This is a genomic window from Mesorhizobium sp. P2_C7 (assembly GCF_056404515.1).
Genome location: NZ_JBFUDW010000021.1, coordinates 13331 through 39401, shown reverse-complemented (window position 1 = coordinate 39401; position 26071 = coordinate 13331). Strand labels below are relative to the sequence as shown.

32 protein-coding genes are annotated in these 26071 nt (G+C 62.3%); 12 read left to right on the top strand and 20 right to left on the bottom strand.

The window, feature by feature from the left end; genetic code table 11:
- Positions 1-17: 17 nt before the first annotated feature.
- Positions 18-467: an OsmC family protein gene (locus AC1D2G_RS31655; protein WP_477418952.1), complete on the top strand. Its 450-nt coding sequence runs from the start codon at positions 18-20 to the stop codon at positions 465-467.
- 15 nt (positions 468-482) lie between these two features.
- Entirely contained in the window at positions 483-869 is a 387-nt protein-coding gene (locus tag AC1D2G_RS31650) for a nuclear transport factor 2 family protein (RefSeq protein ID WP_477418950.1), read from the top strand.
- 20 nt (positions 870-889) lie between these two features.
- Here the strand turns inward: AC1D2G_RS31650 and AC1D2G_RS31645 are convergent, their stop codons facing one another.
- From AC1D2G_RS31645 to AC1D2G_RS31610, 8 genes are all read right to left on the bottom strand, one after another.
- Positions 890-1501: a LysE family translocator gene (locus tag AC1D2G_RS31645; RefSeq protein WP_477418948.1), complete on the bottom strand. Its 612-nt coding sequence runs from the start codon at positions 1499-1501 to the stop codon at positions 890-892.
- A 139-nt stretch (positions 1502-1640) separates the two neighbouring features.
- Positions 1641-2024 carry a YkgJ family cysteine cluster protein gene (locus AC1D2G_RS31640; RefSeq protein ID WP_477418946.1) on the bottom strand — a complete coding sequence of 128 codons (384 nt, stop codon included), beginning with the start codon at positions 2022-2024 and terminating at the stop codon, positions 1641-1643.
- Positions 2025-2028: 4 nt separating this feature from the next.
- Complete coding sequence (locus AC1D2G_RS31635; protein WP_477418944.1) at positions 2029-2184, bottom strand: hypothetical protein; 156 nt, start codon at positions 2182-2184, stop codon at positions 2029-2031.
- A 1-nt stretch (position 2185) separates the two neighbouring features.
- A complete protein-coding gene (locus AC1D2G_RS31630) occupies positions 2186-2593 on the bottom strand; it encodes a hypothetical protein (RefSeq protein WP_095086093.1) in 408 nt (135 codons plus the stop codon).
- Positions 2593-2820 carry a hypothetical protein gene (locus tag AC1D2G_RS31625; RefSeq protein ID WP_095086096.1) on the bottom strand — a complete coding sequence of 76 codons (228 nt, stop codon included), beginning with the start codon at positions 2818-2820 and terminating at the stop codon, positions 2593-2595. Before AC1D2G_RS31625 ends, AC1D2G_RS31630 begins: the two co-directional genes overlap by 1 nt.
- 383 nt (positions 2821-3203) lie before the next feature.
- On the bottom strand, positions 3204-3413 hold the full coding sequence (locus AC1D2G_RS31620) for a cold-shock protein (protein ID WP_010915421.1): 210 nt from the start codon (positions 3411-3413) through the stop codon (positions 3204-3206).
- A 395-nt stretch (positions 3414-3808) separates the two neighbouring features.
- Positions 3809-4588, bottom strand: coding sequence for an SRPBCC domain-containing protein (locus AC1D2G_RS31615; RefSeq protein ID WP_477418942.1), 780 nt, complete (start codon positions 4586-4588; stop codon positions 3809-3811).
- Entirely contained in the window at positions 4588-4908 is a 321-nt protein-coding gene (locus AC1D2G_RS31610) for an ArsR/SmtB family transcription factor (RefSeq protein ID WP_095086102.1), read from the bottom strand. The genes AC1D2G_RS31615 and AC1D2G_RS31610 overlap by 1 nt, the downstream gene beginning before the upstream one ends.
- A gap of 80 nt (positions 4909-4988) precedes the next feature.
- On the opposite strand from AC1D2G_RS31610, the gene AC1D2G_RS31605 reads away from it, so the two are divergent.
- On the top strand, positions 4989-5153 hold the full coding sequence (locus tag AC1D2G_RS31605; protein ID WP_477418940.1) for a hypothetical protein: 165 nt from the start codon (positions 4989-4991) through the stop codon (positions 5151-5153).
- Between the two features lie 42 nt (positions 5154-5195).
- Here the strand turns inward: AC1D2G_RS31605 and AC1D2G_RS31600 are convergent, their stop codons facing one another.
- Positions 5196-5855 (bottom strand): glutathione S-transferase family protein, encoded by a 660-nt coding sequence (locus AC1D2G_RS31600; protein ID WP_477305959.1) that lies wholly within the window; start codon positions 5853-5855, stop codon positions 5196-5198.
- A 164-nt stretch (positions 5856-6019) separates the two neighbouring features.
- Between AC1D2G_RS31600 and AC1D2G_RS31595 the strand changes: the two genes are divergently transcribed.
- Complete coding sequence (locus tag AC1D2G_RS31595; protein WP_167392156.1) at positions 6020-6208, top strand: CsbD family protein; 189 nt, start codon at positions 6020-6022, stop codon at positions 6206-6208.
- A gap of 50 nt (positions 6209-6258) precedes the next feature.
- On the opposite strand, the gene AC1D2G_RS31590 is transcribed toward AC1D2G_RS31595, so the two are convergent.
- Together AC1D2G_RS31590 and AC1D2G_RS31585 are read right to left on the bottom strand one after the other, a co-directional pair.
- Complete coding sequence (locus AC1D2G_RS31590) at positions 6259-7392, bottom strand: metallophosphoesterase (RefSeq protein ID WP_477418938.1); 1134 nt, start codon at positions 7390-7392, stop codon at positions 6259-6261.
- A gap of 95 nt (positions 7393-7487) precedes the next feature.
- Positions 7488-8048, bottom strand: coding sequence for a TetR/AcrR family transcriptional regulator (locus AC1D2G_RS31585; RefSeq protein WP_477418936.1), 561 nt, complete (start codon positions 8046-8048; stop codon positions 7488-7490).
- Positions 8049-8196: 148 nt separating this feature from the next.
- Here AC1D2G_RS31585 and AC1D2G_RS31580 point away from each other — a divergent pair, with 148 nt between their 5' ends.
- Entirely contained in the window at positions 8197-8976 is a 780-nt protein-coding gene (locus AC1D2G_RS31580; protein WP_477418934.1) for an NIPSNAP family protein, read from the top strand.
- Between the two features lie 76 nt (positions 8977-9052).
- On the opposite strand, the gene AC1D2G_RS31575 is transcribed toward AC1D2G_RS31580, so the two are convergent.
- Entirely contained in the window at positions 9053-9892 is an 840-nt protein-coding gene (locus tag AC1D2G_RS31575) for an alpha/beta fold hydrolase (protein ID WP_477418932.1), read from the bottom strand.
- Positions 9889-10827 carry a choline ABC transporter substrate-binding protein gene (gene choX, locus AC1D2G_RS31570; protein WP_477418930.1) on the bottom strand — a complete coding sequence of 313 codons (939 nt, stop codon included), beginning with the start codon at positions 10825-10827 and terminating at the stop codon, positions 9889-9891. Before choX ends, AC1D2G_RS31575 begins: the two co-directional genes overlap by 4 nt.
- Positions 10828-10910: 83 nt before the next feature.
- On the opposite strand from choX, the gene betI reads away from it, so the two are divergent.
- From betI to AC1D2G_RS31545, 5 genes are all read left to right on the top strand, one after another.
- A complete protein-coding gene (betI, locus tag AC1D2G_RS31565) occupies positions 10911-11570 on the top strand; it encodes a choline-binding transcriptional repressor BetI (RefSeq protein ID WP_477226344.1) in 660 nt (219 codons plus the stop codon).
- A 67-nt stretch (positions 11571-11637) separates the two neighbouring features.
- Complete coding sequence (locus AC1D2G_RS31560) at positions 11638-12396, top strand: SDR family NAD(P)-dependent oxidoreductase (protein ID WP_477418927.1); 759 nt, start codon at positions 11638-11640, stop codon at positions 12394-12396.
- 126 nt (positions 12397-12522) lie between these two features.
- Positions 12523-13920, top strand: a complete 1398-nt coding sequence (gene fumC, locus AC1D2G_RS31555; RefSeq protein ID WP_477418925.1) for a class II fumarate hydratase — start codon at positions 12523-12525, stop codon at positions 13918-13920.
- Positions 13921-14100: 180 nt separating this feature from the next.
- Positions 14101-14520: a DoxX family protein gene (locus tag AC1D2G_RS31550; protein WP_095086128.1), complete on the top strand. Its 420-nt coding sequence runs from the start codon at positions 14101-14103 to the stop codon at positions 14518-14520.
- A 181-nt stretch (positions 14521-14701) separates the two neighbouring features.
- Positions 14702-15106, top strand: a complete 405-nt coding sequence (locus AC1D2G_RS31545; RefSeq protein WP_477418923.1) for a DoxX family protein — start codon at positions 14702-14704, stop codon at positions 15104-15106.
- 3 nt (positions 15107-15109) lie between these two features.
- Here the strand turns inward: AC1D2G_RS31545 and ppx are convergent, their stop codons facing one another.
- Both ppx and AC1D2G_RS31535 read right to left on the bottom strand, forming a co-directional pair.
- A complete protein-coding gene (ppx, locus tag AC1D2G_RS31540; RefSeq protein ID WP_095086131.1) occupies positions 15110-16645 on the bottom strand; it encodes an exopolyphosphatase in 1536 nt (511 codons plus the stop codon).
- Positions 16645-18846 (bottom strand): RNA degradosome polyphosphate kinase, encoded by a 2202-nt coding sequence (locus AC1D2G_RS31535; protein WP_477305941.1) that lies wholly within the window; start codon positions 18844-18846, stop codon positions 16645-16647. Before AC1D2G_RS31535 ends, ppx begins: the two co-directional genes overlap by 1 nt.
- A gap of 239 nt (positions 18847-19085) precedes the next feature.
- On the opposite strand from AC1D2G_RS31535, the gene AC1D2G_RS31530 reads away from it, so the two are divergent.
- Together AC1D2G_RS31530 and AC1D2G_RS31525 are read left to right on the top strand one after the other, a co-directional pair.
- Positions 19086-19331: a zinc-finger domain-containing protein gene (locus tag AC1D2G_RS31530; protein ID WP_477418921.1), complete on the top strand. Its 246-nt coding sequence runs from the start codon at positions 19086-19088 to the stop codon at positions 19329-19331.
- Between the two features lie 19 nt (positions 19332-19350).
- Positions 19351-20589 carry an FAD-dependent monooxygenase gene (locus tag AC1D2G_RS31525; protein ID WP_477418919.1) on the top strand — a complete coding sequence of 413 codons (1239 nt, stop codon included), beginning with the start codon at positions 19351-19353 and terminating at the stop codon, positions 20587-20589.
- 28 nt (positions 20590-20617) lie between these two features.
- On the opposite strand, the gene AC1D2G_RS31520 is transcribed toward AC1D2G_RS31525, so the two are convergent.
- The 5 genes from AC1D2G_RS31520 to AC1D2G_RS31500 form a co-directional block, all read right to left on the bottom strand.
- Positions 20618-21286, bottom strand: a complete 669-nt coding sequence (locus tag AC1D2G_RS31520) for a TIGR02117 family protein (protein WP_477418917.1) — start codon at positions 21284-21286, stop codon at positions 20618-20620.
- A gap of 115 nt (positions 21287-21401) precedes the next feature.
- Positions 21402-22151: an amino acid ABC transporter ATP-binding protein gene (locus AC1D2G_RS31515; protein WP_184872215.1), complete on the bottom strand. Its 750-nt coding sequence runs from the start codon at positions 22149-22151 to the stop codon at positions 21402-21404.
- Between the two features lie 78 nt (positions 22152-22229).
- Positions 22230-23387: an amino acid ABC transporter permease gene (locus AC1D2G_RS31510; RefSeq protein WP_477418915.1), complete on the bottom strand. Its 1158-nt coding sequence runs from the start codon at positions 23385-23387 to the stop codon at positions 22230-22232.
- Between the two features lie 4 nt (positions 23388-23391).
- Positions 23392-24579 carry an amino acid ABC transporter permease gene (locus AC1D2G_RS31505; RefSeq protein ID WP_477418913.1) on the bottom strand — a complete coding sequence of 396 codons (1188 nt, stop codon included), beginning with the start codon at positions 24577-24579 and terminating at the stop codon, positions 23392-23394.
- A 62-nt stretch (positions 24580-24641) separates the two neighbouring features.
- Positions 24642-25670, bottom strand: coding sequence for an amino acid ABC transporter substrate-binding protein (locus AC1D2G_RS31500; protein ID WP_095086162.1), 1029 nt, complete (start codon positions 25668-25670; stop codon positions 24642-24644).
- Positions 25671-26071: the final 401 nt, after the last annotated feature.

Here is a 26071-nt window from a genome sequence, read left to right as displayed (position 1 = left end):
ACCAAGGAGTGCAGACAATGACAATTCGTAAAGCTTCGGCCGAGTGGCAAGGCACGCTGAAGGAAGGCTCAGGACGGCTACGGCTCGGCAGCGGTGTGTTCGAAGGCGCTTATTCCTTTCCGTCGCGTTTCGAAAACGGTCCGGGCACGAACCCGGAGGAACTGATCGCGGCAGCGCATGCCGGCTGCTTCTCGATGGCTTTGAGCGCCATACTGGGCGGCGCCAAGTACGTCCCGACAAGCATCAACACGATCGCCAAGGTGCATCTCGGCGCAACCGCTGCCGGGCCGACGATCACCCACATCGAAATTGAGACCCAAGCCGAGATCCCGGGCATTGCCCCGGACGAATTCCAGAACCTTGCAGAAACGGCGAAAGCGGCATGCCTTGTGTCGCGCGCCCTGGCCGGCGTGGCAACCATCACGCTGAAAGCCGAGCTCGTCGCGACCGCCGCTACCCAACAATGAAATCAGGAGGATGCGATGAAACAGGACAGCATCGTGACCGTTCATCCGGACGAACAGTCCAGGCAGACAGCTGAAATCATGCAGCGCTTCAACGACGTGTTCCAGCTGCATGATCCGTCGGCACTGCCAGGCCTGGTCGCCGAACACTGCGTGATCGAAAACACCGTCCCGGCACCGGACGGCGCCCGTCATGTCGGTCGGGAGGCGTGCGTCCAGCTGTGGTCGACGATCGCCACCCAGCCCGGCACGCGATTCGACCTTGAGGAGACATTCATTGCGGGCCAACGGGCGACGATCCGTTGGCGCTATTGGCTCGCCGATGGCAACTCCATCCGCGGCGTCAATCTGATGCGCGTCGAGGGCGGGCTGATCGTCGAAGCGATGGGGTACGTCAAGGGATAGCCGCCCCTGACCGCTCGCCGCTACCGGTCTGCCAACGCCAGTTTTGCGCCGAGCATGACAAAGGCGCCGGCGAAGGTCCTGCGCATCCAGGTCAGCACCATCGGCCGCGACACGACATGGCTGCGGATCGAGGCGGCGAAGATGCCGTAGCCGACAAAAACCACGAAGGTCAGGAGCATGAAGACGGAGCTGAGCTCCAGCATCCTCGACAGCGCATTCGGCTCGGTGGTGCTGACGAATTGCGGCAGGAACGCGAAGAAGAAGATCGACAGCTTCGGATTGAGCACGTTGACGAGGACGCCGGTCGCAATCACCTTGCCGGCGGAGCGGGGCGTCACATCCTGCTCGACGCTCAGGCCACCCTTCTCCTTCAGTGTGTTCCAGGCCATGTAGAGCAGATAGGCGACGCCGAGATATTTCAGCGTCTCGAAGGCAACCGCGCTGGTGTGCAGCAGCGCCGCAAGGCCGGTGATGGCGGCTGCCATGTGCGGAATGATGCCGAGCGTGCAGCCGAAGGCGGCGATGATCGAGGCGCGTGCGCCGCGCGAAAGGCCGGCGCTCAGCGTGTAGAGAACACCGGTGCCGGGCGAAGCCACGACGATCAGCGACGTCAACAGAAATTCGATGCTCACGGTGGTTTCCTCCGACGCCCTGCCCTGTCTCAGCGTAGCCAGCAAGGAGGTTGCACACAAGCCGCCGGCAGTCGGCGCCGGTGCGTGTCGTCCAAAAATGCGCAGCGGTTTTGCGACAACCTGCGCGAAAAGAAGGACTTTAAGACGTCGGCAGTCCGTGCGCGCGGCGCGCCATCAGGCAATCGTCGTCGCCCGGCATGCAGGCGCGGCAGACATCCGGGCGGACTTCATAGATGCCGCAAGCCGTCGACTTGCCGATCTCGCCGGAGAGCGCCGAGCAGCGCACGCCCTCGCAGCGCATGCCGGACAAGTTGGCCGCCACATATTTTTCCGGGATGCGGTCGAGCTGGGCGTCATCCTCGGTGGAAAAGCGCGGCCACTCCGCCGAATAGGAACAGCAGGCGCCGCAGCTCTGGCAGTCGAAGACAGGGCTGGTGCTGCGTTGCGACGACGAAAGACTTGCAGCGGCCGCCAAGGCGAACAGTCCCGGCTCGGCAGGGTCGTGATCGGCGTCTTGCGGCAAGGTGTTATTTCTTCTTGCCTGTCTTGCCCTTTGGCGCATCCACCGGCGACTTGAACAGATCGGTCGCGGCTTCGTCGGCTTTCGGCGCCGCAACCGGCTTGGCCGGTTTTGCAGCAGCTGGCGTTGCAGGCTGGTCCTTGGCGGAGAATTTTATGGCCATGTCAGTCCTCGTCGGCGAAACGCGATGATGGAGCGCGCGGATTGCGCAAGCGGCCGATCAGCGCCGAAACCGCCGTGATGTTCATTTCCTCGGGCGACCAGTTCTTCACCGCCTCGATGTGGTGGGGCGCAAGTTCGCGATGCGTGCTGCCGCTGTAGGCGGCATCCTGATAAGTCACCAGCTCATGCGTCTTGGTGTCTTCGCGGACATACTCGATCAGGTAGTTCGGGCACTCAGCCCGGCCACGCACGCCGACGCGCACCTGGGCGTCGCCATGGGCACGCTTGCAGCGTTCGAGTTTTTCCAGCACGCGCCGGACATATTCGACCGGCTTGTCGAGGCCTTCGACCATGTCGGCAATGGTCGCATCGGTCGCGATCGGAGTAGGCGGGACGCGCTTGGTGGCCATCAGCGTTTTCCGACTCGTTTCGGCAAAGCGGCGAGAGCCGCGGCCGCGGCCATCTCATCGGCCTCCTTCTCCAGGCGCTGTTCGCGTAGCCGCGCGGTCTTGGCTTCCCGCGCCTCGCTGACGGCATCGCGCTCGGAAATGATGCGGTTGAGTGACATCGACTGGGTCTGCGTCTTGCTGAACAGGGACACGGCCTGATCAGGGGCTGTCTTCGAATTGGCGGTCAAAATCTCTCTCCTGTCAGGAGCTGGTGCAGACATGGCGAGACCGGGTCTTCGGTCAGGACCACGCACAAAGCAATACGGCAGCGGATTCAAATTGCTGGAGCGTCCCTTAGCACGTTCAGGCCGACGCGCAGTGCACTTTCGGCGCCAAGACGCGCAAAATGAAAAAGGCCAGGCACCGCCTGACCTCCCCATGAGAGCGCCGCGCATCCAGTGACATCCAGAAGGATGCACCAGGTGACATCCAGAGGATGCACCAGGGATGCAAGGCAACGCCCTTCACATGCGCATGCCGTAGAAACTCAAGTCTCCGCGGCCAAGCGCCCGAATTCGCCATTCACCGGTGCCAGTACATCCGTGGTCACCGGGAAGGCTGAATTCTGTTTTCAGGCCGCCTTCAACTGGTCGGCGGACATCTTGCCCGACTTGTTGTCGCGGACCATCTCGTAGCCGAGCTTCTGGCCCTCGACGATGTCGCGCATACCGGCGCGCTCTACAGCCGAGATGTGGACAAAAACGTCGGCCGAGCCGTCGTCAGGCTGAATAAAACCAAAACCCTTGGTGGCGTTGAACCATTTAACTGTGCCGGTGCTCATGACGAACCCTTTCCATGGCAAATATTCGTTAATCGCGGTGCGAATGCACAACGATTTTTGTCTCGATTTTTGATGGGGAAGTTCGTCAAAGGCGCGCATGCGTGCGCGGATAACAAAAGTCGGTCAAACAAATATCGACGAAATTCTTGTAGGCTTCTTTTTGCGCCGTGTCAATTTCTGGTTTAGCCGCCATCGAGATCAGGCGCAAAGTTGTCCGGCGAGAAGGAAACGAAACGCCGCCGCTTCAAAAAAACGCAACATGCCGGGAACCAGATCGGCGCCCGTGCATTTCAGCTGTGTTGTCAGCAGTCCATGAGAGCAATCGAAGGAAAGGTTGACGGCAAAAGACGCCTCCCGCGCGATAAAAGGCGCGAGGGGCGTTTTTGTTTTTGCCCTCACATCACGGCGGTCATCATCGGCAGGATCTCGTATCGAAAGCCCAACCCGGAACGAACCGTCGGGTCCGCCTCGGTCAGCGCCCGGACGGCGGCCTCATCGACGGCACGCACGATACCGAGCCCCCAGGGACCGGCAGGATCTGCGACCGGCCCAAACAGGATGACACCCCCCTCACCCAATTTGCCGCGCAGATAGTCCGAGTGCTGCTTCATCAGTGTTTTTTCTGCATCGGTCAGGGTGAAGGCAAAGTCGGGCCGGGGCGGGATCAGCCGGCAGTGGAACACGCCTTGCGGCTTGCTGCCGGCTTCATCGGTGAGGAAAGTGGTCAGCCAGCCGAGCACGCGCTCCCATCCGGAGCCGTGATCGCGGCATGCGCCTTGACGGACGCCAAACCCTTCATGGCGTAAGGTCAGCCGCGTTCCGGCATCCACCGCCTCGAGCATGTAGGTCACGGTGGTGACGTTGTCGCCGTCCCATGGCGCTTTCCACGTCAGCACCAGAAGGTGCGGCGGCTCCACCCTGAGATACTCGCCCTGGACATGAAAGTCCTGGCCGTCGGCCCCCTTGCCTTCCGATCGCCACGCCCCGCCCGGCCGCAAGTCGGCGGTATGTCTCGTCGTCCGGTAAAGTTCGTCCGACCCCCACCAGAGCGGTATCTGGTCGTCCGCCGTCAACGCGCGAAACACTCGCTCGGGCGGCACCGCGATCGTTACCGTGGCGAGAATCGTGCCCGCCGACACATCGGCGATAGCGCGCGGTCTGTCGTTGTTGGCCATCATTCATTCTCCAGGTAGGATTTCAGGTTGCCGAGGCTCGCTTGCCAGAAATCGCGATATGGCAAGATCCAGTCGGCCACGTCCTTCAACTCCGCCGGTTCCAGCCGGTAGAGCCGCTCGCGGCCATACTTCTGTTCGGAGACGACCCGCAGCTCGCGCAGGACCCTGAGATGCTTGGAGATCGCTGGCCGGCTCTGCGAAAAGGCCGATGCAAGTTCGTTGACCGGCGCCGGCCCCTGCCGCAAGCGGTCGAGGATCGCGCGCCGCGTCGGATCGGCAATTGCCCGGAAAACGGAACGGTCGGGGTCAGCCTGCGGCATTATACGTATCCATTTGGTTACGTATTATTATGCCGCATTGCCACTCCGGTCAATTCCCGTTCGCAGCCGAATCCGGACGCATGTGGAGCCTGCCTCACTCCAAGCCAGACACGCTTGGCGTTGCCGCCGACATCCGCAAGGGTCATGCCCACTGGCCGCAGGAAGAGCCGGGTTGGGAGACAATCGCGGAAGGGGTGGCCAACTTCATCGACCAGCACCGGCCGGCACCCCTTAACATCGCCTGAAACCATATTTTGCGATTGCGAGGCTCGAACCCGCGTGCCAGGTCAGTCCTGTTCGTGCGGACCGGGCTCGGGCCAGGTTTCCTTGGCGGCCTCCGCGTACCAGTGACGCATTGCTGGCGTTGAAAGCACCGCATCGACATAGGCTCTGGTGTCGGGCGCCAGCGTGCCGCCATAAGTGTCGAAGCGGGTGACGATCGGCGCATACATGGCGTCGGCCGCGGTGAAGTGGCCGAACAGGAACGGGCCACCCTTGCCGTGTCCTTCCCGGCACTCGCGCCACAGGGCCTCGATGCGCTCCCGCTGCGCCTCGCCCTCGGCGTCGAGCGGCTTGTGGCCTTTCGGGCGACGCAAATTCATCGGCCAGCCATAGCGGACCTCGCGAAAACCGGAATGCATCTCGGTCGCCACGGAGCGCGCCAGCGCACGGGCGCCGATATCGGCCGGCCAGAGATTTTTCTCGGGAAACAGGTCGGCAAGATATTCAAGGATGGCAAGAGTTTCCCAGATGATCCTGCCATTGTGATTCAAGACCGGCACCAGCCCGGTCGGCGAAATCTTGCCGAGATTGGCAGCGGTCTCGGGCGTGCGCAGCCGCACGAACCCCTCCTCGAACGGAATCTCCAGATGCTTCATCGCCACCCAGGGCCGAAGCGACCACGAGGAGAAGCACTTGTTGCCGATATAGAGTGTGAATTCAGCCATTTTTCTCCCCGAGCGCACGATTGTCCTGAAATCCTTTAGCCTGCCAGCCTTACCGCCGAAAGCGGTTGCGCAACTTTGATTCGCGGCTGGGGAGGCTTGGAACCTAAACGACGCCGGCTCGTTAGCCTCCGCGGACGAATTCCCCGAATTCAAACTCCCAGGAGATGCGGAAAATGGTGAACAAGGATCAGGTCGCGGGCATGGCCAAGCAGGTCAAGGGCTCGGTCAAGGAAGCTGCCGGCAAGGCGACCGGCAACAGGCAGACCCAAGCCGAAGGCACGGCCGACAAGATCGCCGGCAAGGTGCAGAAGGCGTATGGCGACGTGAAGGACAAGGTCAAGAAGGCGCTCTGATACCCATTATCGCTTTTGTCCGGGAAGGGCGGCCGCCAGAGCCGCCTTTTTCATGTGCTCCAGTCCTTGCTGAAGGCGTTGGTGAAGGCAACCTCGCCATGATCACCGGTCGCCTCGCCCAGCACCACGTCCATGGCGTCGCTGGTCACCCTGGCCAGCGCGAAGCCACCCAGATAGGCAGCCTTCGGCTTGATGAGGTCGAGCCCGTCGCCGCGGTAGATCAGCGGTGTGTCGTGCTTGTGGCCGTGGAAGATGGCGACGACATTGTAGCCCTTCAGCGCCGCCAGCAGGGCCTGCCGGTCGGCCTCGCTCCACCAGTGCGGCGCGCCGGCACCGTCATCGTCATACGTCCTTTTGGCGGCATCCCACCGTTCTATCGAGAAGGTGTCCCAGCCATAGTGCTGGAACAGGATGACCGGGCGGCCATCCGCAGCGTAGGTGGCCAGATCCTGCTTCAGCCATGGCAGGCCGCTGTCGGCGCCGTGGCCGGTGTCGCCGGCGAAACGATGCGTCTGCACGAGATGCAGGCCTCCCCAGTCCCAGGAATAACAATCGCTGTCGACGTCGTAGTCGGTGGCCGGCACCGGCGGCTTGAAGAATACGCCGGCGCGGTGATTGACCTCGACATAGTCGCGCATTTCGCGCCGGTACCAGTCGACATGGTGCGGCGGGCCGTTCTGGTCGAGATCGTGGTTGCCGAGCCCGACATAGACAGGCACATGCACGCGATCGGAACCGACGCCTTGCTGGTAGCGCTGGCTGAATTGGAGCAGCTGGGTACCCTCGCTCGGCTGGGTGATCTGGCCGCCGCCATCGTCCGTGATGTCGCCGCCGACGACGAGGCCAAGCGGCGTGCCGATACGGCTGCCGGCCGAGCGCAGACCGGTGGCGACGCCGTTGATCTCGGCCGGCCAGTCCTTGTCGCTGAGGCCGTTCAGCGCTGCGATGTTGCGCAGCAGCGCAGCGTCGGTCTTGCCTTCCTTCAGGCAGTTGGGACTCAAGCCGCTCGCCATTCGACAGGCGTGGACATCTGCGATGAACAGGAAGGTGGCGTCGATCGGCTCGACGCGCTGCCCGGTCTGGCTGCGTGCCGGGCACGACATCACGCCGGCCGCGGCAAATCCCGCGGCCTGGGCCAGAAAGCTGCGTCGAGAAAACAAACCAGGCGAGCGGCGATTCATCATGAGGTGAATTTCAGCATGGGGAGCGGCCGGCCGTCCAGTTCAACGCGCGACATCGCGACAACAGCGTGACAGAACTGCTCGATCACGTTCCGGGATCATTTCCAGGCCTCGCCCTGCGCCGGCAGGCAGTCGCGCAGCACACCCGCATCCTGCGCCGCCTTGGCCATCGACATGGCGCCGGAATAGGTGGCCACGGAAAGTGCCGCAAAGCGCTGGGGGTCGATGCCTTGCTCCCTGCCCTCCCGCTGGTCGGCCCTGACCTTGTCGGCGATCGCCTGGCGCCATGCCGAAAAGATGCGGGCAAGTGCCGTCCGGAAATCGGGATCGGCGAGCGACAGTTCATGCGCCAGATTGTTGAGCGGGCAGCCGCGCACGAAACCCTGTTGTTCCAGTTCCGCCGCCACGGCCTCGAACACCGCGCGCACGCCATCGCGTGCCGAGGCGGCAGCCCGCATCGGCGCGATCCATGTCGCTTCTACCGCTGCCGCCACACGCTCGTCGATCACCGCCAGTGCCAGCGCCTTCTTGGTCGGAAAATGGTGATGCAGCGCGCCGCCGCTGACACTTGCAGCCGCCATCAGGTCGCCGAGGCTGGAGGCATGGTAGCCGCGCGCCTGAAACGCCGCCTCAGCGACATCAAGCACCTTGTTGCGCATGCCTTCGGGGTCGTTGATGCGTTTTCGCGACCGGAGCCTCGGTCGCGTTGTGATCTCTGCTGACATTGCCGAACAATAGCATGTTGACAAAACAGGACAACCGGTCTGTTTATAAACAGGACAAATGCCCTGTTTTGGAGACTGACGGATGAACCTGCCCCTGGATGCCACGCCGCAACCCGCGGCGCTCGGCTCGCCTGTGGTCGAGCTGCGGCAATACACGCTGAAGCCCGGCAAGCGTGACACGCTCATCGACATCTTCGACGGCAGGCTGATCGAGGGCCAGGAGGATGCCGGGATGACCATCATCGGCCAGTTCCGGGATCTCGATCGTCCGGACATGTTTGTCTGGATGCGCGGCTTCGACGGCATGGACGCGCGCAAGCATGCCCTAACCGCCTTTTATGGCGGGCCGGTCTGGGCGGCGCATAGCAATGCGGCCAACGCGACAATGATCGATTCCGACGATGTGTTGTTGCTCAAGCCGGCATGGCCAGGCGCCGGTTTCGACCTCTCGGGCACACCGCGGGCAGGCTTGACCGCTGACAAAAAATCAGGCCGGAACAAGCCCCTGTCGGCCATTGTTGTGATCCGGATTCATCATTTGCGGCCCGGCGCCGAAGCCATTTTCGCCAATCGCTTTGAGACCGAAATGGCGCCGCTGATGACCGCACCCGGCGCACGCCTGCTCGCCGCGTTCGTTACCGAACACACCGAAAACAGCTTTCCGCGCCTGCCGATACGGGCCAGCGAAAACGTCTTCATCAGCTTCATGGGATTTGACAGCCCGGAAACACACGCCCGCCACGAGGCCACGCTGGCCGGTTCGGCTGCATCGCAGGCGTTTTGGCAAGCTGCCCAGCAGGATCTGACCAGACCAACCGAGACTTTGCGCCTGTCCCCGACCTCGCGTTCGCGGCTTGGGTAACGGTCCGCTTGATCAGGGATAGTGATGGTGCCTAGGCCCGGCAGGACGTGCCACCGGCACGCGCATTGTTCGGGCGCTAATCGAACCCGAAACTCTTACCGATGGCGTTGGCAACAAAGGCCGGATCCTCCCAATGAGGATTGTGGCCACACTCCTCGGCGTGCACGAGGCTCGCCCCAACAAGGGCATCCAACAGCGCCCGCTGATGCGCCTCGCCGAACAGCGGGTCGTGCTCGCCGGCGATGATCAGCGTTCGAGCCTGCACGGCTCGCGCCAGGTCACTCAGATCGGTGCGGCGAATTTCCTTCAGGGTCGCTTGCCAGCGTGATGCCGGCATCTCCGAGGCGTCTTTCGCCAGGCCTGCGAGGAAGGGCTCGGGCACGCCAGGCCGGCAGGCATGCCACCAGGCATAGAACGGGTCTGCCGGCGATATCGGGTCGCGCAGAGACTGAACGCCCATGACCAATGGATGGTTCTGCTCCAGGTCGGGCTTCAAAGTGCCGGCCAATAGCACCAGCCCGCCGATGAGCTCGTTATGCCGCGCAGCCAACGCGATAGCCACCATGGCGCCCAGCGAATGGCCGACGAGCACCGGCCGGTCAAGCCGCAAGTGGACGATCAATCCGGCAATGTCACTTGCGAAATCGGCGATGCGGCAACCTTCGCCAGTTTGCGACCCGCCATGGCCGCGCAGATCCGGCATGACGAGCCGGCGACCGGCCAGGTGCGGCGCCAGGAGCGAAAAGCTGCGGCTGGTGTCGGTGAAGCCGTGCACCAACAGCAGCGCCGGCTCGGCGCCGGCGACCTCGACATAGGCGATGTCGAGATCGCCGCTATTGACGAATTTCTTGCGGCCAGCCCAGCCGTCCTGTTCCGCCCAGCCATTCGGAAAGGCATCAAATGCTGCCGGTCTCACAGGCCAAGCTTTTCCTTGACCGCCGCAAGGCCGGGCTTGCCATCGAATGTGGTGACGCCGGCAAGCCAGGTGTCCAGACGATCCTTGTTCAGCGTGATCGCCTTCAGCCCCGCCTCTTCCGGCTTCATGCCGTCATTGATCAGGTAGCCCATGCCGACATTTTCGAAACCGATGTCAAAGGTGAGGTTTTTCAACAATTGCCCGGCATTCGGGCACTGTTGCAGATAGCCCTTGCGCACCTGCGTGGTCACCGTCGCGGCACCGAGGTTGGGGCCATAAAATTTGTCGCCGCCGGTGAGATATTTGAAATCGTACATCGTGTTCATCGGATGCGGCGCCCAGCCCTGGAAGACGATGAACTGCTTTTCCTTGATCTCATAGCCGACCTCCGACAGCATGCCAGCTTCACTCGACTCGACGACCTGCCAGCCGCCGAGGCCAAGCGAGGGATCGGCAATGGCATCCATCATCAGCTGGTTCGAGCCGGGCTCGATGCCGTACATTTTCTTGCCGAACTTGTCGGCGAACTTGTGCAGGTCGGCAAAATCCTTGACGCCGGCGTCCCAGACGTAGGTCGGCACGGCGAAGGTGTATTTGGCGCCTTCCAGATTGACGCGCACGTCTTCGACCGAGCCATCCTTCTTGTAGGGCTCGTAATAGGTGACCATGGCCGGATTCCAATAGCCGAGGAACAGGTCGAGATCGTTGTTCTTCATGCCTTCATAGATGAGGTTGATGCCTAGCACCGAGCTCTGTGGCTGGTAGCCGAGTGCACCCAGCAGGACATTGGCAACGCCGGTGGTGAAGGCCAGATCGTTCCAGCCGGGTTCGGCCATACGGACCGCCCTGCACTGTTCGGCCTCGGCCGCTTCAGCCGCAGAACAGGCCAACGCCAGGGCAGCGAGACAGACGCCATTCGCAAGGATGCGGAACATTTCGGTTCTCCTCATTTTTCGAAAATTGACCAATTGGTCTTTTTATTGTCCCATTGGTCAATAGTTGATCTGCTCGGACGAAAATGTCAATGTGGAATCGCAATGCATGGATCGATCCGGTGAAACTCAAGCGTCTCAGCGAGATACGCCGCAAGGAACTGCGGCAGGCGGCGTTCGCGGTACTGGAGCGCGAGGGCATTGCCGGCGCGACGCTGGAAAAGGTGGCGGCCCAGGCCGGCGCCTCGAAGGGAATTGTGCTGCACTATTTCCGCAACAAGCAGGAATTGTTCGAGCACGCGATGCGCGAAGCCAACGCCGTCCTGTGCCAGGCGGTGATTGCGCGTCTTCGCCGGGCGATCACCCCGATGGAGCGCATGGATGCCGTGATCGAGGGTAATTTCGAACCGCATCTTTTTCAGCCTCCTCTCTGCCATGCCTGGCTTTCGCTCTGCGCCGAGGTGCCGCGCGACGAGAAGATGGCGCGTATCCAGAGAGTGATCCACGCGCGCATGCGCTCGAACCTGTTGTCCGGCCTGCGCGGCCTTGCCTCGCCGGCGGATGCCGACGACATCGCGCTTGGCGTCACCGCATTGATCGACGGGCTTTGGCTGCGGCTCGGCCTGCAGCCAGGCAGCGTCTCGCGCGAACAGGCGGTCCGCCAGGTCAAGAACTATGTCGCGGGACGGCTCGCCATTCGGGAACCCATGCGAGAGCCGGCAGTCGAAGTTCATACCGTCGGATAGGCCGATGGCTTGACCGCGGCCGCTTATATGCGGTGCTCTCGATGGCCGAGCTGCCTCGGAGCGTAGAATGAGACTTCACGACAAGCGCGCGCTGGTTACCGGCGGATCGGACGGCATCGGCCTTGCGATCGCCGAGGCCTTTTCGCGTGAGGGTGCGGATGTCCTGATCGTCGGCCGCGACACCGAAAAACTTGATGCCGCGGCCAAGCAGCTCGGCGGCAATGTCGAGACGCTGTCGGCCGATCTCGCCACCTGCGCCGGCATAGAAGCCGTGGCCGGGCACGTGAAAAAATCCGGTCGGCCGCTCGATATCCTAGTCAACAATGCCGGGGTGGCTTTCCTGGTGCCATTCGAGACCGTCAGCGAGGAGCAGTTCCAGCAATCCTTCGCACTCAATGTGACGGCGGTGTTCTTCCTCACTCAGGCTCTGCTGCCGCATCTGGTAGCAGGCGCGTCGGTGATCAACATCTCGTCCTATTTCGCCAACAAGATGATCCCGAAGCGGCCGTCGAGCCTCTATTCGCTGTCGAAGGGCGCGGTGAACTCGCTGACCAAATCACTGGCCTTCGAACTCGGCCCGCGCGGCATCCGCGTCAATGCCATCGCGCCCGGCACGGTCGACACCGCCATGCGCCGCAGCACGGTCGACACCCTGCCGGCCGAGGCAAAGGCGGAGCTGACGGCCTATGTCGAGCGGAGCTATCCGCTTGGCCGCATCGGCCGCCCCGACGATCTGGCCGGCATCGCGGTCTATCTCGCCAGCGACGAGGCCGCCTGGACCAGCGGCGGCGTCTTTGCGATCGACGGCGGATACACGGCCGGGTGAGCGTCCGGCTCTCCCATCGAGGGGGCAAGCGCTTCAACCGATTTGCATCCGCCCCGCCCGCAATCTCCGCTTGAAGCCGTTTGTGCAACGCGATACGCCGTTGCCGACTTCGACAAGGAGAGACCCGTGACCGCTGCAAAGACCAGAACCGAAACCGACACGTTCGGCCCCATCGAAGTCGCCGCCGATCGTTATTGGGGGGCCCAGGCCCAGCGTTCGCTCGCGAATTTCAAGATAGGTTGGGAGAAGCAGCCGGCGTCGATCGTTCGCGCGCTCGGCATCGTCAAGCGGGCCGCGGCGGAAGCCAATATGGAACTGAAGCGGCTCGACCCGGCAATCGGCAAGGCGATCATCGAGGCAGCGCAAGAGGTTATCGACGGCAAGCTCAACGACCATTTCCCACTGGTCGTCTGGCAGACCGGCTCGGGCACGCAGTCCAACATGAACGCCAACGAAGTGATCTCCAACCGGGCGATCGAAATGCTGGGCGGGGTCATGGGCTCGAAGAAGCCCGTGCATCCCAACGACCACGTCAATATGAGCCAGTCGTCGAACGACACCTATCCGACGGCCATGCACATCGCCTGCGCCGAGCGCATCGTGCACGATTTGCTGCCGGCCCTGAAGCACCTGCACAAGGCGCTGGACGCTAAGAGCCGCGCTTTCGCCCACATCATCAAGATCGGCCGCACGCACACGCAGGATGCCACCCCCCTCACCCTCGGTCAGGAATTTTCGGGCTATGCCGCGCAGGTCGCTTCGTCGATCAAGCGCATCGAACTGACGCTGCCCGGCCTGCAGGAGCTGGCGCAGGGCGGCACCGCCGTCGGCACCGGCCTCAATGCGCCGGTCGGCTTCGCCGAGAGGGTAGCGGACCGGATCGCCGCCATCACCGGAATTGCCTTCGTCACCGCGCCGAACAAGTTCGAGGCGCTGGCAGCCCACGATTCCATGGTGTTCTCGCATGGCGCCATCAACGCCTGCGCCGCCGCGCTGTTCAAGATCGCCAACGACATCCGCTTCCTCGGTTCCGGTCCGCGTTCGGGCCTCGGCGAACTGTCGCTGCCGGAAAACGAGCCGGGCTCGTCGATCATGCCGGGCAAGGTCAATCCGACCCAGTGCGAGGCAATCACCCAGGTCTGCGTGCAGGTGTTCGGCAATAATGCCGCGCTCACCTTCGCCGGCAGCCAGGGCCATTTCGAGCTCAACGTCTACAACCCTTTGATGGCCTACAACTTCCTGCAGTCGGTGCAGTTGCTCTGCGACGCTTCGGTCTCCTTCACCGACAATTGCGTCGTCGGCATCGAGGCGCGCGAAGACAACATCAAGGCGGCACTCGACCGCTCGCTGATGCTGGTGACGGCACTGGCGCCGACCATCGGCTACGACAATGCCGCCAAGATCGCCAAGACCGCGCACAAGAAGGGCACCACGCTACGCGAGGAAGCGCTGGCCACGGGGTTGGTCAGCGAAGCCGACTACGACCGGCTGGTACGGCCGGAGGATATGACGCACCCGGGGTAAGACGTTAGACGACGGGAGAATTTACTCGCGTCACGACCTCATTCGACGCGAATTTTGCGTAAGCCGCCCGCTCACGGAAACGTACGCACTGTGAACAATGTGTCGTCAATCTGGCGGCTTTGGTGAACAGTCAGCTTGCTCTATCTGGGTTGCATTGAACCCTTCCCAGAGAGAGCCACCATGTCCATCAACACTTCAGTCGCCGGTTCCGGCGCTTCCAATGCCTCAGCCACGATCCTCCTCGGCCGCGTCCTTCTTGCCGCCATCTTCCTGCTTTCAGGTTTCGGCAAGCTCACCGCGATCGCCGGCACAGCCGGTTATTTCGGCAGCCTTGGCCTGCCCGTACCGACCGCGACGGCCATCATCGTCGGCCTGATCGAGCTTCTCGGCGGAGCCGCCATCCTTGTCGGCTTCCAGACCCGGATTGCCGCCTGGGTGCTCGCGATCTTCACCGTCGCCACAGCGCTGGTCGCCCACACCGGCTGGGCCGATCAGATGCAGATGATCAACTTCCTCAAGAATCTGGGGATTGCCGGCGGCTTCATCGTGCTGGCCACCTCGGGTGCCGGCGCCTACTCGGTTGATGCCAAGCGCGGCTGATCCACAGCCAGAACACGAAAAACAAAAGCGGCGCGGAATTTTCCGCGCCGCTTTTTCGTTGTCGGTGCACAAGTCCATGTCCCGATTTGCCAGCCGGGATTTACGCCCGCATTGCTGGTAGGATCGACCTTCGGATGCGCAACAGGACCAGCCGGCCGGACTGACGACGGAGATGACAAGCATGCCTCGTAATGCACTGCTTCTGCTTTCCCGCCTGCTATTTGCCGCCTTGTTCGTACCCTCCGGCTTCCACGCGCTTTCCGACATTGTCGGCACGACAGGCTATTTCGCCAGCCTCGGCCTGCCGCTGCCGACGCTTGCCGCCTGGGGCACCGGCTTGTTCGAACTGATCGCCGGGCTGCTCATCCTGGCCGGTTTCCAGACCCGGATCACGGCGCTGCTGCTCGCCGCCTTCTGCATTGTCGCTGGTTTCATCGGCCATTACGGCCAGGGCGGTGACGACGCGATGCTTGCCTTCCTGCATTCGCAGATGCTGATGAAGGACATCGCCATATCAGGCGGCTTCCTGGCGCTGGCGATGGCCGGCGCGGGTGCCTGGTCGACCGACGGGCGGCGTTCGGCGTAAGGCCTACTTCACCGAAACGCTCGGGCCGCCCTCGACGGCCAGCACCAGCCGACGGTTGGTTATCCTTGCCAGTTGCGCCAGGCGGCCGGCCGGCCGTTCGCCATAGAGGTCGGCCAGAGATGCAGGCAGCACCAGAGCCAGCACGCCGTTGCCGCGCTGTTCCCATTTCAGCCGGGGCATGATGCCGGGCATCGATGCCGTGAGCAGGTAGACGACGCGCATCATCGCCGCCAGCACGCGTGCCCGCTCCAGGTAACGCGGCGAAGCCAGCGCCTTGATCTCGGGTGCGATGGCTTCGTTGAAGATGCCGTCGTGACGATAGGCGTTGGCAAGTGCCAGGAAGGCACGGCCGGGATGGTCGACGCCGAAGAAGGACGCGTGCGCGATAATGTTGAGCGACTGCTTGCCGCGATATTCGGGATGCGCGCGCCAGCCGATATCGGCCAGCAATGCGGCGGCGTGGCGATAGCGCGCCTCGTCCTCGGTCTCGTCGATGCCGAAGGCGGCAAAGGTCCTGGCGGTCCAATCGACAAGTTCATGCGCATGGGTGACGGAGCGTGAGCGCAGCCGGGCGAGTTCCTCCGACGCCGAAATCAATGGATCGGCCTTCTGCTCGGCCTCGTCGAGCAGCGAATAGAGAAAGCCCTCGCGCACGCCGAGCGCCGACACGATGACCTTCGACGGCTGCATCGCCGCCATGATCTCCTGCAACACGATGGCGCCATAAGGCAGCAGCGAACGGCGGTTCTTCGAAACGCCTTCGATGCCCTTGACCTTCTCGATCTCGGCCTTGGCCACCTGCTTGAGGAAGTTCGTCGCACTGTCGGCGCTGATCTCGTAATGGTGCATGACGCCGAGCGGATAATTTGTCATTTCCATGTGCAGCCGGGCGAGATTTCGCCAGGTGCCGCCGACAGCGTAGAAGGGCCTGCCCTGCCCGCCTTTCAACAGCTTGGCCCTCGACAGTTCGTCACGCGTGATCTTGGCCGCCTGGGTCAGCGAGTTCTTCGCCATGTCCTGCAGGCGCAAGCCGCCAAGCGGCAGCGTTATGCCGTCGCCGATCGCCTCGCCGTTGACGTCGACCAGTTCGAGACTGCCGCCACCCAGATCGCCGGCGATGCCATTGGCCGGATGGAAGCCCGAAATGACGCCGAGCGCCGAATAATAGGCTTCCTGGCGGCCACTGATCACCCGGATCTCGGTCTTGAGCACATCCTCGGCACGGTGGATGAAATCGGGACCGTTGATCGCCTCGCGGGCTGCGGCGGTGGCCAGAACATACATGTGCTCGGCGCCAGCCTGGTCGGAGAGCGCGCGAAAGCGGCGGAATTCCTCCATCGAGCGGGTCACCGCCTCGGGGTCGAGCTTGCCGGTGGAAACGATGCCGCGGCCGAGGCCGGCCAGCATCTTTTCGTTGAACAGCATGGTCGGCGAGCGCGCCAGCCCCTCATAGACGACGAGGCGGATCGAATTCGACCCGATGTCGATGATGGATAGCGGTCGGCGGTCCTGCAACCGGCCCTGGGAATCAGACAGCATCAGGTGGACGCTGCGGCGTTCTTCTTGCGGCGCTTGAACTGCGCGATACGCTTGGGCGCATGCGACTTCAGCGCGTCACCCCGTCCCGACAGGCTCGGATTGGTCATGAAATATTCCTGCGCGTTGAACGGTTCCTCGCCCTCTTCCAGCACGACGCGCCGGGAGGTTCCATCAGCCAATACGTCGAAACTTTGCTGATTGTCCATGATGTTGCCCAGCATGATCTGGCCCAGGATCTGTTCATGCACAGTTGGATTGGTGATCGGCACCATGGTCTCGACGCGGCGGTCGAGATTGCGCGGCATGAGGTCGGCCGACGAGATGTAGACGATCGCCTCGTCCGATGGCAGCCCATGGCCATTGCCGAAGCAATAGATGCGGCTGTGTTCCAGAAAGCGGCCGACGATCGACTTGACCCTGATATTTTCCGACAGGCCCGGCACCTGCGGCCGCAGGCAGCAGATGCCGCGCACGACGAGGTCGATCTCGACGCCGGCACGGCTGGCGTCATAGAGCGCGTCGATGATGATCGGATCGACAAGCGCGTTCATCTTCATCCAGATGCGCGCCGGCCTCCCGTCCACCGCATGAGCAATCTCGTCGGCAATATGCTTCAAGATGCGGCTTCTCAACGTGAACGGCGAGATTGCCAACCGCATTTCATCCGTCGGCTCGGCATAGCCGGTGATGAAATTGAAGAGCTGGGCGACATCGCGGGCAATCGTGGGATCGGTGGTGAAGAAAGACAGATCGGTGTAGATGCGCGCGGTGACCGGATGGTAGTTGCCGGTGCCGAGATGCACATAGTTGCGCAGCTTGCCGTCCTCGCGCCGCACCACCAGCGACATTTTCGCATGGGTTTTCAACTCGAGGAAGCCGAACACGACCTGCACACCGGCGCGCTCCAGGTCGCGCGCCCAGCGGATGTTGGCTTCCTCATCGAAACGCGCCTTGAGCTCGACCAGCGCGGTCACCGACTTGCCGGCCTCCGCCGCATCGACCAGTGCGCGCACGATCGGGCTGTCGTTGGAAGTGCGGTAAAGCGTCTGCTTGATCGCCACCACTTCGGGATCGGCCATCGCCTGGCGCAGGAACTGCACCACCACATCGAAGGATTCGTAGGGGTGATGGACGACGATGTCCTTCTCGCGGATGGCGGCGAAGCAGTCGCCGCCGTGCTCGCGGATGCGCTCGGGAAAGCGCGGATTGTAGGGCGTGAACTTGAGGTCGTCGCGCGGGACGGCGACGATCTCGGAAATCTGGCTGAGCGCCAGCGGACCGGTCAGAACGCTGATGCGGCTCGACGATACGCCTAGCTCGCCGGCAACGAAGTCGCGCAGTTCGGCCGGCATCAATACGTCAAATTCGATGCGGATCACCGACCCGCGGCGGCGGCGCTTCAGCGCCGTCTCGAACAGGCGCACCAGATCCTCGGATTCCTCCTCGACCTCGATATCACTGTCGCGGATGATGCGGAACGTGCCGGAGCCCTTGACCTCATAGCCTGGGAACAGCTTGCCGATATAGAGGCCGACTGCCTCTTCCAGCGGGATGAAGCGGACATGGTGCTTGCGGTCCGGCAAACGGATGAAGCGCTTCAGCGCCACAGGGAGGCGCAGAAGCGCGCTCATCTCTTCGCCGTTCTTGCGGTGGCGCAATTGCAGCGCCATCGAGAAACCGAGATTGGGGATGAACGGGAACGGATGCGCCGGGTCGATCGACAGCGGCGTCAGCACCGGAAACACCTGCTCCTGGAAATGGTCTTCCAGCCAGATCTTTTCGTCCTTGGTCAGTGCATCACGGGTGATGCTCTCGATGCCTTCCTTGTTGAGCAGCACGATGAGTGCCGAAAGGCTCTTCTGCTGGTCTTCCTGCAGCCGTTCGACCTCCCGCAGCAGCTGCTCGAGCTGCTGTTCGGGGGTGCGGCCGTCAGGGCTCTTCAGCGTGATGCCCTCGCGCACCTGGCCGGCAAGACCAGCGACGCGGACCATGAAGAACTCGTCGAGGTTGGCCGCCGAGATCGACAGGAAACGGACGCGCTCCAGCAGCGGATGATTGAGGTTCAGCGACTCCTCGAGAACGCGCCGGTTGAACTGCAGCCAGGAAAACTCCCGGTTGACAAAGCGATCCGGGTTGCCGCCCTCCGGGCGAGCCACCTCGACATTCACGAATTCGCTCTGCACCGGCTTCAGTTCGTTCATTTTTCCTGCTCTTCCCGCATGCTCCGCCGCCGAGCGACACAACCTTCCCGGATGCGCCGCAGGTGACCTGAAGCGAGGCCTGACCCTCTCCGTAACCCGATTCCGTTTTCGGGGTCATTGCCTTAACCGGCTTAACTTATCCTCTGACAGGCTTTTGCGACAGTTTGATTTCATCGAACTTGCAAAGAGACCGGTTATGATCCAGATGCAGAAGAGACTGCGTTAAGGAGACGACGACGATGTTAGGCGGTTCCATTCCCCATTTCCAGAACGATGCGGGCCACCCGGCGATCGACATCGGCGTCAAGGAATTCATGTGCACGGGCGCCAACCCGCCTTTCGACCACCCGCATGTGTTTCTCGACATGGGCGACGACAAAGAAAAGGTCTGCCCCTATTGCTCGACGCTCTACCGCTATTCGTCCAAGCTGAAGGCGACAGAAACGCTGCCGGCAGGCTGTATCTACATCGACCAGGCCGCCTGATTCCTTCGCGGCAAGCCCGATGGACAACACGCGGTCCCGGCAAATCGTCATCGCCGGGGCGGGTGTCGCCGGGCTGACCGCCGCGCTGGCGTTCGCCGAACGCGGCTACCGCGTGCAGGTGTTCGAACAGGCGCAGCGCCTGGAAGCCGCAGGCGCCGGCATCCAGCTTTCTCCCAACGCAACAGGCATTCTTCGCCAGCTTGGCGCGCTCGACCGGCTGCTGCCGGCAGCGGTGCGGCCGGAAGCGGTGGTGTTGAAGGACGCCGCGACGTTGCGCGAACTGGCACGCGTGCCGCTGGGACAAGCCGCCGAAGCCCGCTGGCAGGCACCCTATCTCGTTGCTCACAGGGCTGACTTGCAGAGCGCACTGACTGCGCGCGTTGCCGAAATGCCGAACATTCATCTGACTTCCGGCGCGCATGTCAGCGGCGTTGCCAAAGACAGCCATGGCATCACCGTGGCTGCCGAGATGGCCGGCGAGACCGTCGAGGCCGAGGGCTTGCTGCTGGTCGGCGCCGATGGCGTCTGGTCATCGGTGCGCGGGCTTGTCGACACAACCAGGGGAGCGGCCTCGCCGAGAAGTCACTTTTCGGGCGAACTGGCCTGGCGTGCCACCATTCCCGCCGACAGCGCTGCCGGAAAAGCCTTCGCCGCGATCGGCGCCACCAATTGCGTCACGACCTTCCTGCATCCCGGCTTCCACATGGTCGCCTATCCCGTCAGCAAGAGTGCTGCCTTCAATCTTGTCGCCTTCACCAAAGGCGAACGCATTGCCGAGGGCTGGTCCGGGAACGCCGACACCAGGATCTTGACCGGTGCCATGCGCGGTACGGCAGCAGCACTTGCTCGTCTGATCGAGGAAGCCGGCCGGTGGACGGCGTGGCCGATCCATACGGTCGAGAGTAAGCAGCCTTGGACGAACGACCGCATCGCGCTGATCGGCGATGCGGCGCATGCGATGACGCCGTTCGCGGCGCAAGGTGCCGCCATGGCGATCGAAGATGCGGCCGCACTTGCGGATGTCGTTGCGGACTTGCCCGGCGATCCGGGACAAGGTCTTCAAATCTGGGAGAACCTGCGGCGGCCGCGCGTTGCCAGGGTCGCCCGTCGCGGCGCCCTCAACCGCCTCGCCTGGCATGCCGCGGGTCCAGTCTCCATCGCACGCAATCTGTTCCTGAAAATGCGCTCGTCTGAAAAACTCGCCGCCGATTTGGACTGGCTTTATGGCTGGCAGGCGCAGAAAATCATCCGGCGCTGAAAGCTGGGGCATAGCCCGTTGAGCGGTGCTAATTGTAAAGCCGCAGCGACAGACCGAGCGAAGCCGGCAGCGGGTTCCACCAGCCGGTGCGCAAGCCGGCGGTACGCAAGGCCGCCGCGGTCCAGGTGTTGCAGCCGACCAGCGCGTTGAAATGGCCGTTGGCTTCATAGAAGCGGTCGAAGCTGGAATAGGCCGCGCCCGGAACAAGAAGCGGGCCTTGCGGCCCCCGTTGGAAACTCGCATCGATGAAATCGAGCAGTGCTGCAAAACGCTCCTCGCCGATGTCGAAGCCGGCGACATCCGGATGCGGTTCGACTATGGCGCCAGCAACATCGACATGCATGACCGACGCGTCGAGGGTCAGTGCCTTCATCACCGGGACGGCCTTGAGTTCGGACCACGTCGGCGTCTCCAGGTAGAAGGCGCGACCGCCCCAGCCGAAGACGAAGTAGCGAACTTCCGGACCATCGGCTTGGATGCCGGCGTCGACCAGGAAATGGAACCGCTGGCGCACCCTGTGGTCGACCGGGATGGCGATGTCGGTGTGGATCGGGTTGTTCAGCACCAGGATATGGCGCGTGTTGGCGGGATTGGCGGCGGCCGGCGGCCACAGCGGCCGCGGCACAAGAGTGCCCAGCGTCACAGCGAACGCAACGACGATCAACGGCAGGCCTAGAAAACGTCCCAGTTTTTTCATGAATGGCGGCCTTGCAAACGCACCCCGGCGCGACACAGACCGCCCGCCCCCTGCTCATCCATACGCAAAAGAGCCCGGCACTGTTTCAGCCGGGCTCTTCCTGGTTATCGAAGGCCTAGTGCAGGATCTGCGACAGGAACAGCTTTGTGCGTTCGTGGCGCGGATGGTCGAAGAACTCGGCCGGCGTGTTCTGCTCGACGATCTGGCCCTGGTCCATGAAGATCACGCGGTTGGCGACCTTGCGGGCAAAGCCCATTTCGTGGGTGACGCACAGCATGGTCATGCCTTCTTCGGCAAGGCCGACCATCGTCTCCAGAACTTCCTTGATCATTTCCGGATCGAGCGCCGAGGTCGGCTCGTCGAACAGCATGATGCGCGGGTTCATGCACAGCGAACGGGCGATCGCCACGCGCTGCTGCTGGCCACCGGACAGCTGGCCCGGATATTTGTTGGCCTGTTCCGGGATCTTGACGCGCTTGAGGAAATGCATGGCGATTTCCTCGGCCTGCTTCTTCGGTGTCTTGCGCACCCAGATCGGCGCCAGCGTGCAGTTCTCCAGGATGGTCAGATGCGGGAACAGGTTGAAGTGCTGGAACACCATGCCGACCTCGCGGCGCACCTCGTCGATCTTCTTCAGATCGTTGGTCAGTTCCTTGCCGTCGACGATGATCTTGCCCTTCTGGTGCTCTTCCAGACGGTTGATGCAGCGGATCATCGTCGATTTGCCGGAGCCCGACGGGCCGCAGATGACGATGCGCTCGCCGCGCATCACTCTCAGGTTGATGTCCTTCAGCACATGGAACTCGCCATACCATTTGTGCATGGCGACGATGTCGATGGCGACATCGGTGTCGGAGATGTGCATCTTGGCGGCGTTGACCTTGATCTCTTCCGCGCTGACAGCATTTTCGGTTGTCATGACAGGATCCCCTTGTTCTTTTGTTTAGCGTTTGTGGCCGGTGTCGAGCCGGCGTTCAGTGTACATTGAATAGCGCGACATGCCGAAGCAGAACAGCCAGAAGACAAAGGCGGCGAAGATCAGACCCGACTTGGCCGTCTGCGCCGTCGCCCAGTTGGCGTCGGAGAAGTTCTGCTTGACGATGCCCAGCAGGTCGAACATCGAAATGATCGTGACCAGGCTGGTGTCCTTGAACATGCCGATGAAGGTGTTGACGATGCCCGGGATGACCAGCTTCAGTGCCTGCGGCATGACGATGAAATACATCTTCTGCCAATAGCCAAGGCCAAGCGAATCGGCGCCTTCATACTGACCCTTGGGAATCGCCTGCAGGCCGCCTCGCACCACTTCAGCCATATAAGCGGCGGCAAACAGCGACACGCCGATCAGCGCACGCAGGTACTTGTCGAAGGTGACGCCCGGGGGCAGGAACAGCGGCAGCATGACGCTGGCCATGAACAGAACGGTGATCAGCGGAATGCCGCGTACGGCTTCGATGAAGATGACGCACAGCATCTTTACGATCGGCATTCTGGAGCGACGGCCAAGCGCCAGCACGATGCCAAGCGGCAACGACACGACAATGGCCACGAAAGACAGGGACAGCGTCACCAGCAAGCCGCCCCAGCGCGCCGTTTCGACATGTTCCAGACCGAACGCGCCACCGACCAGCAGGAAGAATGACACAATCGGGAGACCGACGATCAGCAGCAGGGCGTTGAGACCCTTGCGCGGCACGCTCGGCATCAGCATCGGCACCATGAGCACGACCAGCAATATGCCAACCAGGATCGGCCGCCAGCGCTCCTCGACCGGATAGGTGCCGAACATGATCTGACCGAACTTGGCGTTGACGAAGGCCCAGCAGGCGCCGGACCAGCCATCCGGCTGGATACCGCCCTGCGCCACCGTGGCGCACACGGTCCGGTTAGGTCCCGTCCACACGGCGTTGATGAAGGCCCAGTTGATGATCTGCGGCAGGATCATCACCACCAGCGCGAAACCGATGATGGTCAAAATGGTGTCGCCCGTCGACGCAATCAGGTTCTTGCGCACCCATGCGCTGAAGCCTGTGACGCCGGCCGGCGCCGGCTGCGCCAGTGCCATTTCGGTGCGAACCCAGGACATATCATGTTCTTGCATGTCCTTACCTCTCCACCAGCGCCATCTTGGCGTTGAACCAGTTCATGAATAGCGAGGTCAGAAGGCTGATGGCCAGATAGATCACCATCATGATGACCACGCATTCGACCGCCTGGCCGGTCTGGTTGAGCACCGTGCCGGTGGTTGCCGTCAGGTCGGGATAGCCGATGGCGATGGCGAGTGAGGAATTCTTGGTCAGGTTGAGATACTGACTGGCCAGCGGCGGAATGACGATGCGCATGGCCTGCGGCACAACCACCAGCCGCAACGCCTGGCCGGCACGCAGGCCAAGGGCGGCCGAGGCCTCGCTCTGGCCCCTGGCAACACCGCGAATGCCGGCACGCACGATCTCGGCGATGAAGGCGGCGGTATAGAAGGACAGCGCCAGATAGAGTGACAGGAATTCCGGCTTGACGACGAAGCCGCCAGTCAGATTGAAAGTCGATTGCTTAGGAAAATCAAAGGTCACCGGGAAACCGCTCAGCACATAAGCGAGCAGCGGAAGCCCGATGATCAGCGCCAGCGACGTCCAGAACACCGGGAATTGCTGCCCGGTCGCCATCTGCCGCTGGTGCGCCTTGCGGGCGACGAACCACGCCATGGCGATGCCGACAAGCAGCCCCACTGGGATCAGCCAGGAGCCGTCACCCCATACGGCGCGCGGAAAATAGAAGCCGCGCTGGTTGAGGAAGGATCCGAACGGCAGGTTGATGCTATCGCGCGGGGCCGGCAGCACGGCCAGCACGCCGGAATACCAGAAGAAGATGACCAGCAGCGGCGGAATGTTGCGGAACACCTCGACATAGACTGTGCAGATCTTCTGGATCAGCCAGTTTTTCGACAGCCGGCCGATGCCGACAATGAAACCAATGATGGTGGCGGTGATGATGCCGACAAACGCGACGATCAATGTGTTGATCAAGCCGACGATGATGGCCCGGCCATAGGTGGAGTCCGACGTATAGGCGATCGCCGTATCGGAAATGTCGAAGCCGGCGCGGCCTCTCAGAAAGGCGAAGCCGGAGGCAATGTGCAGGTTCGTCAGGTTCACGATGGTGTTGTGAACGATCCACCAGACCCCAGACACCAGCAAGGCGACGACCAGGCATTGATAGAAAATGCTGCGGACTTTTGGATCATTTATGAGAGAAGCGCGACTTGGCTCCTCGCGAAGAACTTCCTGCGATGCCATTCGACCGTCCCCTGAAAGAGAAACCGGAAGGCAGACGATCTGCCTTCCGGATCACATTTCGATCAGCGGATCGGTGGAGCGTATTGCAGGCCGCCCTTGGTCCATAGCGCGTTGATGCCGCGGGCGATCTTGAGCGGGCTCCCCGAGCCGACATTGCGGTCGAACATTTCGCCGTAGTTGCCAGTGGCCTTGACGATGTTGACGACCCAGTCATTTGAGACGCCAAGATCGGTGCCGATCTTGGTATCGGCTTCCTGGCCGAGCACGCGCTTGATCTCCGGGCTGGCGGAGTTCTTCATTTCGTCGACATTGGCCTTGGTGATGCCGAGCTCCTCGGCGTCGAGCAGCGCAAAATAGGTCCACTTGACGATGTGGTACCACTGGTCGTCGCCCTGGCGCACGGCCGGTCCGAGCGGCTCTTTCGAGATGATCTCGGGCAGCACAACGTGGTCGGCCGGCGCGCCCAGCGTCAGGCGAATACCATAAAGACCCGACTGATCGGTGGTGTAGACGTCGCAACGGCCGGCATCATAGGCGGCGTTGACCTCTTCCAGCTTCTCGAAGACGACCGGGTTGTACTCCATCTTGTTGGCCTTGAAATAGTCGGCGAGATTGAGCTCGGTGGTCGTGCCGCTCTGCACGCACACAGCGGCGCCGGAAAGCTGCAGCGCGGAATTGACGCCGGGCAGCTTCTTTGCGTTGATCATGAAGCCCTGGCCGTCATAGTAGGTGGTGCCGACGAAGTTCAGGCCAAGGGCGGTGTCGCGATTGATGGTCCAGGTGGTGTTGCGCGACAGGATGTCGACCTCGCCGGACTGCAGCGCGGTGAACCGCTCCTTGGCGCTGAGCGGCGTGAACTTGACCTTGGTGCCGTCACCAAAGACGGCGGCCGCGACTGCGCGGCAGAAATCCGCGTCGATACCTTGCCAGTCACCCTTGTCGTCCGGCGCCGAGAAGCCAGCCAGGCCGGTCGAGACACCGCACTGGATGAAGCCTTTCGCCTTGACGGTGTCGAGCGTCGTTGCCGAGGCGGCTGACGCCATCAACCCAAGCGTGGCGGCGCCAAGAATGCTGATAGCAATATGTTTCATGACCCACAGACCCTTTTCTCTGTTTTTCAGGCAAACCCTGATCTTTTCCCGTGTGAACGCAGCTCCCATTCCGGCCCATACCCGGAACCCCACATCGCAACCGACGCGCCGCCTCCCATTCACGAATGGCATCGAAGGCGATAATTCCCGTGAGGTCAAGGAAAATGACCGAATTCGAAAGAGTTTGAAAACCAACGGCCGCAAATGCCTGAATTGCAGCCAAGAGCGTCATGAAATTAGCAAGCCGCGCAAACAAAATCGGCAAAGTCGGGTCGCCCGCGTATCCGGACTACGCCGGCGAAATCTGTCCCGCGGATTTACTACGCGCCACCAATATCCCGGAATGAATTGGCGTACCCAAAGACTAAATGCATGACGAGCAACCCGGTCGCATGGCATTG

Excerpts from the sequence above, each read along its gene's own strand:
- AC1D2G_RS31600 (WP_477305959.1), bottom strand. The coding sequence starts at position 5,855 with ATGGCTGAATTCACACTCTATATCGGCAACAAGTGCTTCTCCTCGTGG.
- AC1D2G_RS31595 (WP_167392156.1), top strand. The coding sequence starts at position 6,020 with ATGCGGAAAATGGTGAACAAGGATCAGGTCGCGGGCATGGCCAAGCAG.
- AC1D2G_RS31500 (WP_095086162.1), bottom strand. The coding sequence starts at position 25,670 with ATGAAACATATTGCTATCAGCATTCTTGGCGCCGCCACGCTTGGGTTG.
- AC1D2G_RS31525 (WP_477418919.1), top strand. The coding sequence starts at position 19,351 with ATGGACAACACGCGGTCCCGGCAAATCGTCATCGCCGGGGCGGGTGTC.
- betI (WP_477226344.1), top strand. The coding sequence starts at position 10,911 with ATGTCAATGTGGAATCGCAATGCATGGATCGATCCGGTGAAACTCAAG.
- AC1D2G_RS31520 (WP_477418917.1), bottom strand. The coding sequence starts at position 21,286 with ATGAAAAAACTGGGACGTTTTCTAGGCCTGCCGTTGATCGTCGTTGCG.
- AC1D2G_RS31580 (WP_477418934.1), top strand. The coding sequence starts at position 8,197 with ATGAACCTGCCCCTGGATGCCACGCCGCAACCCGCGGCGCTCGGCTCG.
- AC1D2G_RS31515 (WP_184872215.1), bottom strand. The coding sequence starts at position 22,151 with ATGCACATCTCCGACACCGATGTCGCCATCGACATCGTCGCCATGCAC.
- AC1D2G_RS31535 (WP_477305941.1), bottom strand. The coding sequence starts at position 18,846 with ATGAACGAACTGAAGCCGGTGCAGAGCGAATTCGTGAATGTCGAGGTG.
- AC1D2G_RS31530 (WP_477418921.1), top strand. The coding sequence starts at position 19,086 with ATGTTAGGCGGTTCCATTCCCCATTTCCAGAACGATGCGGGCCACCCG.
- choX (WP_477418930.1), bottom strand. The coding sequence starts at position 10,827 with ATGTTCCGCATCCTTGCGAATGGCGTCTGTCTCGCTGCCCTGGCGTTG.
- AC1D2G_RS31605 (WP_477418940.1), top strand. The coding sequence starts at position 4,989 with ATGTGGAGCCTGCCTCACTCCAAGCCAGACACGCTTGGCGTTGCCGCC.
- AC1D2G_RS31615 (WP_477418942.1), bottom strand. The coding sequence starts at position 4,588 with ATGGCCAACAACGACAGACCGCGCGCTATCGCCGATGTGTCGGCGGGC.
- AC1D2G_RS31560 (WP_477418927.1), top strand. The coding sequence starts at position 11,638 with ATGAGACTTCACGACAAGCGCGCGCTGGTTACCGGCGGATCGGACGGC.
- AC1D2G_RS31590 (WP_477418938.1), bottom strand. The coding sequence starts at position 7,392 with ATGATGAATCGCCGCTCGCCTGGTTTGTTTTCTCGACGCAGCTTTCTG.
- AC1D2G_RS31550 (WP_095086128.1), top strand. The coding sequence starts at position 14,101 with ATGTCCATCAACACTTCAGTCGCCGGTTCCGGCGCTTCCAATGCCTCA.
- AC1D2G_RS31505 (WP_477418913.1), bottom strand. The coding sequence starts at position 24,579 with ATGGCATCGCAGGAAGTTCTTCGCGAGGAGCCAAGTCGCGCTTCTCTC.
- AC1D2G_RS31655 (WP_477418952.1), top strand. The coding sequence starts at position 18 with ATGACAATTCGTAAAGCTTCGGCCGAGTGGCAAGGCACGCTGAAGGAA.
- AC1D2G_RS31635 (WP_477418944.1), bottom strand. The coding sequence starts at position 2,184 with ATGGCCATAAAATTCTCCGCCAAGGACCAGCCTGCAACGCCAGCTGCT.
- AC1D2G_RS31585 (WP_477418936.1), bottom strand. The coding sequence starts at position 8,048 with ATGCGCAACAAGGTGCTTGATGTCGCTGAGGCGGCGTTTCAGGCGCGC.
- AC1D2G_RS31650 (WP_477418950.1), top strand. The coding sequence starts at position 483 with ATGAAACAGGACAGCATCGTGACCGTTCATCCGGACGAACAGTCCAGG.
- AC1D2G_RS31610 (WP_095086102.1), bottom strand. The coding sequence starts at position 4,908 with ATGCCGCAGGCTGACCCCGACCGTTCCGTTTTCCGGGCAATTGCCGAT.
- ppx (WP_095086131.1), bottom strand. The coding sequence starts at position 16,645 with ATGCTGTCTGATTCCCAGGGCCGGTTGCAGGACCGCCGACCGCTATCC.
- AC1D2G_RS31510 (WP_477418915.1), bottom strand. The coding sequence starts at position 23,387 with ATGCAAGAACATGATATGTCCTGGGTTCGCACCGAAATGGCACTGGCG.
- AC1D2G_RS31545 (WP_477418923.1), top strand. The coding sequence starts at position 14,702 with ATGCCTCGTAATGCACTGCTTCTGCTTTCCCGCCTGCTATTTGCCGCC.
- AC1D2G_RS31620 (WP_010915421.1), bottom strand. The coding sequence starts at position 3,413 with ATGAGCACCGGCACAGTTAAATGGTTCAACGCCACCAAGGGTTTTGGT.
- AC1D2G_RS31630 (WP_095086093.1), bottom strand. The coding sequence starts at position 2,593 with ATGGCCACCAAGCGCGTCCCGCCTACTCCGATCGCGACCGATGCGACC.